This is a genomic window from Candidatus Neomarinimicrobiota bacterium, from assembly GCA_022567655.1.
Classification (GTDB): domain Bacteria; phylum Fidelibacterota; class SORT01; order SORT01; family SORT01; genus JADFGO01.
Map to the genome: position 1 here is coordinate 1 of JADFGO010000074.1, position 10,654 is coordinate 10,654.

At 43.9% G+C, this 10,654-nt stretch carries 8 protein-coding genes; 7 read left to right on the plus strand and 1 reads right to left on the minus strand.

Annotation, left to right across the window (positions count from 1 at the left end; genetic code table 11):
- Nucleotides 1-347 (plus strand): hypothetical protein (locus tag IID12_07935; GenBank protein MCH8289017.1); only part of this gene is annotated, 347 nt, incomplete at its 5' end.
- A 185-nt stretch (nt 348-532) separates the two neighbouring features.
- Here IID12_07935 and IID12_07940 read toward each other — a convergent pair.
- Nucleotides 533-748 (minus strand): cold shock domain-containing protein, encoded by a 216-nt coding sequence (locus tag IID12_07940; protein ID MCH8289018.1) that lies wholly within the window; start codon nt 746-748, stop codon nt 533-535.
- Nucleotides 749-1,301: 553 nt separating this feature from the next.
- Between IID12_07940 and IID12_07945 the strand changes: the two genes are divergently transcribed.
- The 6 genes from IID12_07945 to IID12_07970 form a co-directional block, all read left to right on the plus strand.
- Nucleotides 1,302-4,355 carry a PAS domain S-box protein gene (locus IID12_07945; GenBank protein ID MCH8289019.1) on the plus strand — a complete coding sequence of 1,018 codons (3,054 nt, stop codon included), beginning with the start codon at nt 1,302-1,304 and terminating at the stop codon, nt 4,353-4,355.
- A 180-nt stretch (nt 4,356-4,535) separates the two neighbouring features.
- On the plus strand, nt 4,536-5,885 hold the full coding sequence (locus IID12_07950; GenBank protein MCH8289020.1) for an NAD(P)-dependent oxidoreductase: 1,350 nt from the start codon (nt 4,536-4,538) through the stop codon (nt 5,883-5,885).
- Nucleotides 5,885-6,274: a GIY-YIG nuclease family protein gene (locus tag IID12_07955; GenBank protein ID MCH8289021.1), complete on the plus strand. Its 390-nt coding sequence runs from the start codon at nt 5,885-5,887 to the stop codon at nt 6,272-6,274. Before IID12_07950 ends, IID12_07955 begins: the two co-directional genes overlap by 1 nt.
- A gap of 190 nt (nt 6,275-6,464) precedes the next feature.
- A complete protein-coding gene (preA, locus tag IID12_07960) occupies nt 6,465-7,772 on the plus strand; it encodes an NAD-dependent dihydropyrimidine dehydrogenase subunit PreA (GenBank protein ID MCH8289022.1) in 1,308 nt (435 codons plus the stop codon).
- A 22-nt stretch (nt 7,773-7,794) separates the two neighbouring features.
- Entirely contained in the window at nt 7,795-9,180 is a 1,386-nt protein-coding gene (hydA, locus tag IID12_07965; GenBank protein ID MCH8289023.1) for a dihydropyrimidinase, read from the plus strand.
- 129 nt (nt 9,181-9,309) lie between these two features.
- A partial coding sequence (locus IID12_07970) for a purine/pyrimidine permease (GenBank protein ID MCH8289024.1) occupies nt 9,310-10,654 on the plus strand: 1,345 nt, incomplete at its 3' end.

Genomic DNA, 10,654 nt, shown 5'->3' on the forward strand with positions numbered 1-10,654 from the left:
TAAACAGCTACCCTGCGAAACTAAATCAGGTTTATCTTAATATGATCATAAACGCCGTCCAAGCAATGCCATTAAAGGGCACACTGCGAATAAAAACTAAACTCAAACAAAAAAAAATCCATATCGAATTTACCGATTCCGGAGTCGGTATCCCGGAAGCTGATTTGAATAAAATATTTGATCCCGGTTATACGACTAAAGGCGTGGGAGTGGGGACCGGATTGGGGCTGTCAATTTGCTTTCAGATTATTAAGGAGCATGAGGGCGAGATAACCGTGAGGAGTGAAGTGGGAAAGGGTACGACCTTTAAAATTATCCTGCCGACTAACCTGAAATTTTCCGATTGAGATTTTATTTCCGGTAGTAATAACTGCAATCAGCGCTCCTGTCCGGAAATCATTACCTGTGAGAGCTTCAAAGACAATACCTCCGGCTGCGAAAATTTATTTGCTTCCATCAACAAAAAGTGCATGGCTTCAAAAAACCATGCACCTTAATCCACAGTCAAAGATTTATGATAAATCAATCCATGCTACTCTTGACCGAGAGTCACATTCTCAGCTTGTGGTCCTTTATCTCCGTCGGTGACGGTGAATTCCACTTTCTGGCCTTCTTCAAGGTTCCGGAATCCGTCTCCTGAAATTGCAGAGTAATGGACGAATACATCATCCGCACCTTCCCGCTCAATAAAGCCGAAGCCCTTTCGCGAGTTGAACCATTTTACCGTGCCTGTTTCGCGTTCTGCCATGTTTCTTTTACTCCTTGGTTTTTACTTTTAGATAAAATTATTGTTTTTTAAGTCAAGATATTTAATAGTGGTCAGTACAGGATTTATTCGTCAAAAAATGTGATTGTGTGGCTTTGTGATAGTTCCTATGCGTTGTTACCCATTTGTTCTGCGTTTAATTTGACAGATTCAAACCTAATGTCAAGCTAAAAATAGCTAATTCGATTAAAGTTGATTATCACGATTTTGTTTTATTTGGATAATATTAATTGATAGTTATTCGAAAGGTCATAGATTTTTAAGGAATTATTACGGGAATTACTCTTTAAAATCTTGACATATTGATAGGTTCAGCTGTACATTTTTTCCGTTGATGCTGGTTGCTTCCTGAGAATTTTTTCCGCTGATCGATTACCAGCCTTTAGTGGATGGGAGATATTGTGCGTTCTAAGTTCAAGAAGGAATTCCGTTTTCTAAATACTCCGTACAATCAGAAAATTAACATATCCGTGAATTTGAATTATAATTGTGTTTTACTTTTATGTCATACTCCTTACGGACCGTTTATATGGTAATGAAAAATAAACCTTCCGATACCGCAAATCATTCCATTGACACTATGGCGGAAGCTGTCTTCATAGTTGAGCTGCCAAGCAGAAAAATAAAATATGTGAACAATTCTCTTGAAGTGATTTTCGGATATGAGTATGAGGAGTGCTTAGGAAAGACTACAGAATTATTCTATCCGGGCGTCAAAGATTTTAAATCATTTGGGGTACGACTCAAAAAGGCGATCGAGCAAAATAAGGAAGTGCTTCAAGTAGAGACTCGCTTGAAGAGAAAAAACGGCGAAATTTTCCCCGCCGAAATTGTTGCTTCTTTTATGAAAGAGGAAGGGAAAGTCAATCAGGTTATAAGTATAGTCAGAGATATCAGCAAACGCAAAGCCGCTGAAGAACTGCTTAAGCGAGAGAAATATTATCTTGACCGTCTTCATAATACGATCGGGGAAGCAATTTTCACCGTAAGCATTCCTGATCGGGTGATCCGGCATGTAAATAATTCTGTCGAAAGAATTTTCGGATATAGCCCTAAAGAGTGCCTTGGCAAAAGCACCCAACTCTTCTATCCAACCGAAGAGGAGTTTCTCAATGTAGGGGAGGAGCTCACGGAAAGAATCAAAAGAGGAGATGATTTTCTTCGAACGGTACGCAATCTCAAGAAAAAAAGCGGTGAGATTTTTCCCGCTGAGATATCAACTTCGATCATGAGGATAGGAAATGGTGTAAACCAGGTAATCAGCATAGTCCGCGATCTTACGGTGGGAAAACATGCTCAGGAAGCTCTCCAGGAAAGTGAAGAAAAGTATAAAACATTTTTCCGTGGATCGAATGACGCTATCTACCTAACAAGCACCGACGGTAAATTCGAGGATGTGAATGATTCACTGCTTAATCTGTTTGGTTTCAGCAAGAAAGAGTTAATGTCGATGAACGTCAAGGATCTTTATTTTAACCCGTTGGACAGAAAAAACTTCCGAACTGAAATAGAAGATAAGGGCTCTGTAAAAGACTATAAGTTATCGCTGAAGAAAAAGGACGGGACTGAGATCTTTTGTTTATTGACAAGCAACGTCAGAAGAAATCAAGACGATACGATGATAGGTTATCAGGGTATTATCAGGGATATATCGAGCAAGATAAAGGCGGAGGAAGAGCTTCAAAAATTTTCAAACGCCATTGAACAAGCGTCGGAGATGATATTGATATCCGACAGCGAAGGGAATATCCAATATATCAATCCCGAATTTGAAAGGCTGACCGGTTTCAATAAACAGGACATTCTGGGGAAAACGCCTAGGATCCTTAAATCAGGCAAACATCCTGAAGAATTCTATAAAAAGATGTGGGCTACTATCTTAGCCGGCGATACGTTCAGGGGTTTGATTATAAATAAAAAGAAAAACGGAGATCTCTATTACGAAGAAAAAATCATCTTGCCGCTTAAAGACGCAGATGGCAATATCACTCATTTCGTCTCCAATGGAAGAGATATTACAGAACAAATAAACGCACAGAAAAAGATAGAAGAACAAAGAAAATTTCTCAGGCAGGTTCTGGATATAAACCCAAACATCATCTTTGCCAAAGACAGGGAAGGAAAGTTTACGCTCGCCAATAAGGCGATGGCAGATCTGTTAAATACTACTATCAAAAATATTATCGGAAAAACAAGCAGAGATTTCAATCTGGATGAAGAAGGACAGGCGATGATCCTTCGAGACGACAAGGACGTTTTCGACACTCTCAAGGAAGTAAATAGCCCTGAAAATACTCTGATCGATCCTAAAGGTAATAAACACATTTTCCATACGATCAAACGACCTGTTATAGACGAAAACGGTAAAGCAAGCCATCTCCTGGCTGTCTTGATGGATATTACGGATCAAAAAAAATCCGAAAATGAAAAATTTAATCTTGAAAGAAAGCTCGAAAGAGCGCGTCGAATGGAATCGCTCGGAATCCTTGCCGGTGGAGTTGCGCACGATCTTAATAACATCTTGGGACCGATTCTTGGCTATCCCGATTTAATACTTTCGACTCTTCCCCAAAACAGTCCGATCAGAGGTGACATCGAGATGATTAAAGCATCCGCTGAAAGAGCCTCCGATGTTGTTCAAGATTTGCTGACACTTGCCCGTAGAGGCAAGTATGAAATGAAGGTACTGGATATCAACAAACTAATAACAGAATACGTAAATTCTTCAGTTTTCGACAGCAAAAAATCGAAATATCCGGATGTGAAAGTTAAGTTGTCTCTCAAAGAAAACTTAAGCGCTGTTAGGGGCTCCGAACCGCATTTGGCTAAGGCAATTATGAACCTGACAATAAATGCCTTCGAATCAATGCTCCATGGCGGAACACTCAGCATAAGAACTTATATCAGAACGATACCGAAACAATATTTACTTTTGAACGAAATTCCTGAAGGTGAGTATGTAATCATTGAAGTAGAGGACAGCGGATACGGAATCGCGAATGAGGATTTAACCCGCATATTTGAACCTTTTTATACAAGGAAAGAAATGGGGGCCAGCGGTTCCGGTCTTGGGTTATCTGTAGTCCTGGGGGTAGTGGAAGACCACGGTGGTTATGTCGATGTTTCGACTGAAAAAGGGATTGGAACTAAATTTTCTATCTATTTGCAACCCTCCCCGTTTTTAGAAGAGAATCTTACAACACCTGATAAAAATCTCAGGGGAACTGAAAATATTCTGGTGGTCGACGACGGAAGTGAACAACGCACATTAGCAGAAAGGCTTATCACATCGTTGGGGTATAAAGTTGACAGCGTTGATACTGGCAATGCCGCTATTGAAAAAATAAAAAAGAAAAATTTTGATCTGATCGTACTCGATATGATCATTGAAGATGACTTCGATGGACTCGATACATTCAAAGAGATAATAAAGTTTCGTCCGGACCAGAGAGCAATTATTGTCAGCGGCTACGCCGAAACCGGAAGGGTCAAGGAAGCCCGGAAACTCGGTGTGGGAAAATATATCAGAAAACCTTACTCGCTCGACAAAATCGGCACCGCCATTCGCTACGAACTTGATAGAAAGTAATTAAGTAATTTACGTTTCAACATATCGATTAATATCAAAAGCCCTCCTTTTTAAGTTTCTTTTTGGAATTATTGTTGAATTTAAACAATTGTAAGTGATATGTTTAGATAGATTTAATGTAATGTTTTCAATAATTGAAACCTTACCTATTATAAATCTTACACAGTTTAAGGAAGATTGATGGCTTCATTTGATGAAAAAAGCTCTGCTGAGAAATATGAAGCGAACTTTGCTGATATCAAACCTCCTTTGTCCGAAGCTGCTGCCATAGTTGAGGCGGGTAGATGTCTCTATTGTTACGATGCTCCCTGCACAAATATATGCCCTACCCATATCGATGTGCCCGGATTTATAAAAAAGATCATGACGGGTAATATTTTAGGCTCAGCGAAAACGATACTTACCGAAAATATCCTTGGCGAATCTTGTGGGAGAGCTTGTCCGGTGGAAGTTTTGTGCGAAGGTGCATGTGTAATGAATGATAAAGACGAGCTGCCGATTAAAATTGGACAACTCCAAAGATACGCTACTGAATGGAGGAGAGAAAATAATAAAAATGTGTTCGATATTTCCTCACCCACGGGAAAATCAGTCGGATTGATAGGAGCGGGTCCAGCCAGTCTTTCCTGTGCGTCATATCTGGCGATAAATGGTCATAAAACCACAATTTATGAAGCGGGCGATGTACCCGGAGGTTTGGATGCCCTGGGTGTTGCAGATTATAAACTGAAACTCGATGACGTCTTAAAAGAGGTCGAGATGATCCGCGATCTCGGTGTTGAGATACAACTCGGTGTCAGAGTCGGATCAGACATATCCATCGATGATCTGCTCAATAAACATGATGCTTTGTTCATTGGTATAGGGCTTGGAAAGACTAAATCTTTGGTAATCCCGGGCAGCAACCTCAAAGGTATTCAGGACACTATCAGCTTTGTAAAAGATTACAAATCAAAAAAACCCGGTGAAGTTCAAGTAGGTAATCACGTTGTCGTTGTAGGCGGGGGCAATACGGCAGTTGATGCAGCCACGGCGGCAAAACGACTCGGCGCTGAGAACGTCAGAGTCATTTACAGACGCTCGGAGGCAGAGATGTCGGCATTTAAGCATGAATACGAGCACGCCAAAGCCGACGGCGCTGTCTATATGTGGTTGACAAACCCCGTTGAATTTGTGGGAGAAACAGAAATCGAAGCGGTTAAATGCGTTAAAATGAAACTCGGTGACACTGATGATTCGGGCAGGCGTACCCCCATACCGATAGAGGGCTCCGAGTTCACTATTCCGGCTGACATGGTGCTGCTGGCGCTTGGTCAATCCGCCGATGAAGAGTTTATCGGCTTGATACCCGGAATCAATATATCTAATGGAACGATCTCGGCCGACCCTTTGACAGGAAAGACTTCAAATCCGCGCATTTTTGCCGGCGGCGACGTCGTTCACGGTGCAAAAGAAGTCGTAGACGCGGTTCAGGCTGGAAAACTTGCGGCTAATGAGATAGATACTTATTTATTAGAATCTAGCACCTGATGATTGCATCATATGTCTATATAGTTAAATGTGCTGATGACTCCTATTATACAGGGATTACAAATAATATTGAAAAACGATTAATGGAACATCAAATTGGAATAGATAAATCGTCCTACACTTTTTCACGAAAACCTGTTGAATTGGTTTTCTGTCAGCCGTTTGATAATATAATTTCAGCCATAGAACAGGAGAAACGTATTAAGCGGTGGACAAGGAAAAAGAAAGAGGCACTCATTGAAGGGAATTGGGAAAAGCTAAGGGATTTCGCGGAGTGCCTGAATAAGTCCAGTCACAAGAATTTTGAAGGGTACCCTTCGACTCCGCTCAGGGTGACAAAGAATAAGCGTATGTATACGGCTGATCAGAATAGACCCCGCTCAGGGTGACAAAGAGTGTTGAGAATTGATAATTAGATTGTTATCAATAATAAAAACTAATAATAATTTCTTTTTAAATTTAAGAAAAAGCATCCGTCATGGTGAGCGCCTGCCCGCCCGTCTGGACGGCAAACCGGACAGGACTAATGTCAGACGGGGAGTCGAACCATGGTTAACATAGTATTCAGGAGAACAGATAATGGCTGACCTCAGTATAGATTTTTGTGGTATAAAATCACCTAACCCGTTCTGGCTTGCCTCCGCGCCTCCGACCAATTCGGGATATCAGGTCAACAAAGCTTTCGAAGCCGGATGGGGCGGCGCTGTCTGGAAAACTATCGGCGCTCCGGTCATGAACACGTACAATCGTTACGGAGGACTTGACGGTCCTGAACAAAAGTTGATTGGACTCAATAACATTGAGCTGATAAGTGATAGAAACCTTGAAGTAAACCTGAAGGAAATCGCGGAGGTAAAAAAAGAGTGGCCCGACCGCGCTGTTATCGCCTCATTGATGGTCGAATCAGACAGAGATACATGGCACGATATCGTTAAAAAAACAGAGGATACAGGCTGCGACGGAATCGAACTCAATTACGGCTGTCCGCATGGTATGAGCGAAAGAGGTATGGGCGCTGCCGTCGGACAAGTACCTGAATACTGCACCATGATAACCGAATGGGTAACCGAAACAGCATCGATTCCTATAATAGTGAAACTCACTCCAAACGTCACAGATATAACACTATCAGCGAGGGCAGCCGTCAAGGGCAAAGCTGACTCCCTCTCCCTTATTAACACCATCAACAGTATAATCGGCGTGGATCTCGACACATTCGAGCCTGTGCCTTCTGTTGGAGGAAAAGGCTCTCACGGAGGTTTTGCCGGACCGGCCGTTAAACCGATTGCTCTGCATATGATCTCGGCTATAAGCAAAGACGAAGAAGTGAACGTCCCCATCTCCGGTATCGGGGGAATCTCCACATGGAGAGACGCGGCAGAGTTTATGCTCCTCGGGGCAACAAACGTTCAAGTATGCACCGCGGTAATGCACTACGGTTTCCGGATAATTGAGGACATGATAGATGGGATGAGTAACTGGCTCGATGAAAAGGGCATTGGATCGGTCACGGAGATAATCGGGAAATCTGTCGAGCGGATTACAGATTTCGGGCAGCTGAATCTCTTATACAAAACCACAGCGCGCATCGACAAGGATAAATGCATCTCATGCAACTTATGCTATATAGTTTGCGAGGACGCAGCCCATCAGTGCATTGATATGAAGCCATATGACGGCGGAATTAAACCCGAAATACGCGAGGACGATTGCATCGGATGCCGGCTCTGCGCGATGGTCTGTCCTGTCCATGAATGCATTGAGATGGTAGAATTGGACTATAAAGAATCCAAAACCTGGAGCGAGCTCGAAAAGGAACTCTCCGACCCGCTGGAATGGGCTGAACTCCGCGAATTCCAGAAGAAACATGGAATTGAGATTCATTAGTATCTTAATGTGAGGAAACGCCATGTCAACTCTAATAAAAAACGCTAAACTGATCAACGCTGACGGCTCTTTGGATGCTGACATTCTTATTGACAATGAGATAATTGTTAAAGTCGGTGAGTCGATCGAAGATAACGCAGACCGCATAATTGACGCCAGCGGGAAATATGTTATTCCGGGGGGTATAGACGTTCACACTCACCTTGATATGCCGTTCGGGGGGACGGTCTCCTCTGACAACTTCGAGACGGGACATATCGCAGCCGCACACGGCGGAACGACGTGTCATATAGATTTCATCATACAGGGGAAAGGTCAATCTCTCGCGGAGGCTATTGACATCTGGCACGGAAAAGCTGAAGGCAAAGCATGCGTAGATTATGGTTTTCACATGGCTATAACGGATATGACCGATTCAGTCATGGAGGAATTGCCGACACTTGTTCATGCGGGCATAAGCACCATCAAACTCTTTATGGCTTACAAAAACGTTCTCCAGGTTGATGACGAAACATTGTTTAAATCTCTGCAAATTGCAGGTGATAACGGGATTTTGACATGCGTCCATGCCGAGAACGGAGACGCAATAGACGTGCTGATAAAACAAATGCTTGCCGAAGGGAAAACAGACCCGATTTATCATGCTAAGTCGAGACCTCATTGGGCGGAAGCGGAAGCCACTTCCCGCGCTATTCACCTTGCCGCGATTGCCGACGCCCCTTTATTTGTGGTTCACTTAACCTGTGCATCCGCGCTCGAACAAATTAAAATCGCACGAGCCAAGGGGCTCAAGGCAATGGCTGAAACTTGTGTGCAGTATCTTTTCAGAACAGAGAAAGATCTTGCCCGTCCCGGATTTGAGGGAGCGAAGTACGTCTGCTCCCCCCCGCTTAGAACGGAAGAAGACCAGAAGGCTCTCTGGGACGGACTCATTAACGGAGACCTCGCAAGTATATCCACCGACCACTGTACGTTCAATTACGTCGGTCAAAAAGACCTCGGCAAGGGTGATTTTTCACTCATACCGAACGGACTGCCCGGCATTGAAGACCGTATGATGGTAATGCATCATCATGGAGTCGGCGGCGGAAAATTCTCACTTGAGCGTTGGGTCGAGATCACCTCCACTAATCCTGCCAAAACATTCGGCATGTATCCCCGCAAGGGAGTTATCCGGGAAAACAGCGACGCAGACTTGGTAATATGGGATCCTGAAAAAGAACATACGATCAGCGCCGAAACCCACCACATGAATATCGATTATAATATCTACGAGGGAATGGAAGTCAAGGGGATGCCGGAGATAGTGTTTTCATCGGGACGTATCGTAGTGGAAGACGGAGAGTTCAAAGGTAAAGTCGGCGCCGGCAATTTCGTACGTAGAGAAGCGATCGAGGGCGTTATTTGACGGGACTTCAACGATTAGTTATCGAAAGTTCTGTAGGGACAATTCATGTTTATCCCGCTGAAAGCGGGGAATTGTCCCTATTCTCTAATAAAAAAATAGAATACTTCCATAAACAAAACTGGAGTTAATATGACAGGACCCGCCAAGGGGATCATATACGGTATAGAAGATAAGCCCCCGATGGGAAAAAGGATCGTGCTGGCTCTTCAGCATGTTCTCACAATGTTCGGCGCGACGGTAAGCGTTCCGCTTCTTCTCGGACCGGTGATGGGAATGAGTCCAACAGAGATTGCGATTCTCGTCAGCTCCGTGATGCTTTGTTCGGGGGTAGCGACTTTTCTGCAAGTAACTATCGGCAGCAGACTCCCGATAATTCAAGGCGTATCATTCAGTTTTTTAGCGCCCTTCTTCGCAATAATCGCATTCGCCAAAACGGGAAATCTCAGCATGCAGTATATAGCCGGTGCGATAATTCTCGGTGCGATAGTCGAGATCGCCGTCGGCCAGTTTAAACTCATCGGAAAACTGCGAAGATTCATCAGTCCCGTTGTGATAGGTCCTGTAATTATGCTCATCGGTCTTTCGCTCTTTAAAGTAGGCGCACCGAAAGCAGGAACCTACTGGCCTATATCAGGAGCCGTGATAATCGGTATAGTCCTCTTTAGCCAGGTATTTTCGAAAAAGAGCAGGTTTTTCAGACTGTTTCCTATCCTCAGCGCCATCCTGATAGGCTATTTCGCGGCGGCGTTCTTCACCTTTATCGGCGTTTTTGAACCGGGTCATCCGGCATATATCGACATGAGCGTGGTTTACTCATCGTCATGGTTCAAACCGCTTAATACGATATTCTTTCCGTGGGGACTACCGAAATTCAGCGTCGGATTCTTCTTTGCCGTTCTCGCCGGATACCTCGCCAGCATGATAGAATCGTTCGGCGATTATCATGCTGCAGCATATATGTCAGGCGCAGGCGACCCTACAGAAGAGATGCTCAATAAAGGTATTCGTTCGGAAGGATTAGGATGCCTTATTACGGGAATACTCGGAGGTTTTGCGAGCACTTCTTACTCGGAGAACATAGGACTCGTAGGAATTACCAAAGTGGCGTCGAGGCATGTTGTCATGCTCGGAGCCGGATTTTTGCTTATACTCGGGTTCTTCAGTAAATTCGGAGCGCTTGTGGCTACTATTCCCGAACCGATTGTCGGCGGTCTCTACTGCGCCCTCTTCGGTTTGATCTCCGCTGTCGGCATTCAACAACTCGCACGTGCCGACCTCTCGAGCGACCGTAACCTTATGATAGCCGGCTTATCTCTGTTTATGGGTCTGTCAATGCCCGCATATATTGAGGGAGTATCTGCATTCGGTTTTGCTCCCGGAGCAGAAGCGATTGCATCAGCTCTTCCTAAATCGCTGTCGGATATTGTCAATTCGGTTCTCTCTACAGGAATGGCAGTCGCTGCGATTATCGGAC

Coding starts and splice junctions, on each gene's coding strand:
- IID12_07940 (MCH8289018.1), bottom strand. CDS start 748: ATGGCAGAACGCGAAACAGGCACGGTAAAATGGTTCAACTCGCGAAAG.
- IID12_07955 (MCH8289021.1), top strand. CDS start 5,885: ATGATTGCATCATATGTCTATATAGTTAAATGTGCTGATGACTCCTAT.
- IID12_07950 (MCH8289020.1), top strand. CDS start 4,536: ATGGCTTCATTTGATGAAAAAAGCTCTGCTGAGAAATATGAAGCGAAC.
- preA (MCH8289022.1), top strand. CDS start 6,465: ATGGCTGACCTCAGTATAGATTTTTGTGGTATAAAATCACCTAACCCG.
- hydA (MCH8289023.1), top strand. CDS start 7,795: ATGTCAACTCTAATAAAAAACGCTAAACTGATCAACGCTGACGGCTCT.
- IID12_07945 (MCH8289019.1), top strand. CDS start 1,302: ATGAAAAATAAACCTTCCGATACCGCAAATCATTCCATTGACACTATG.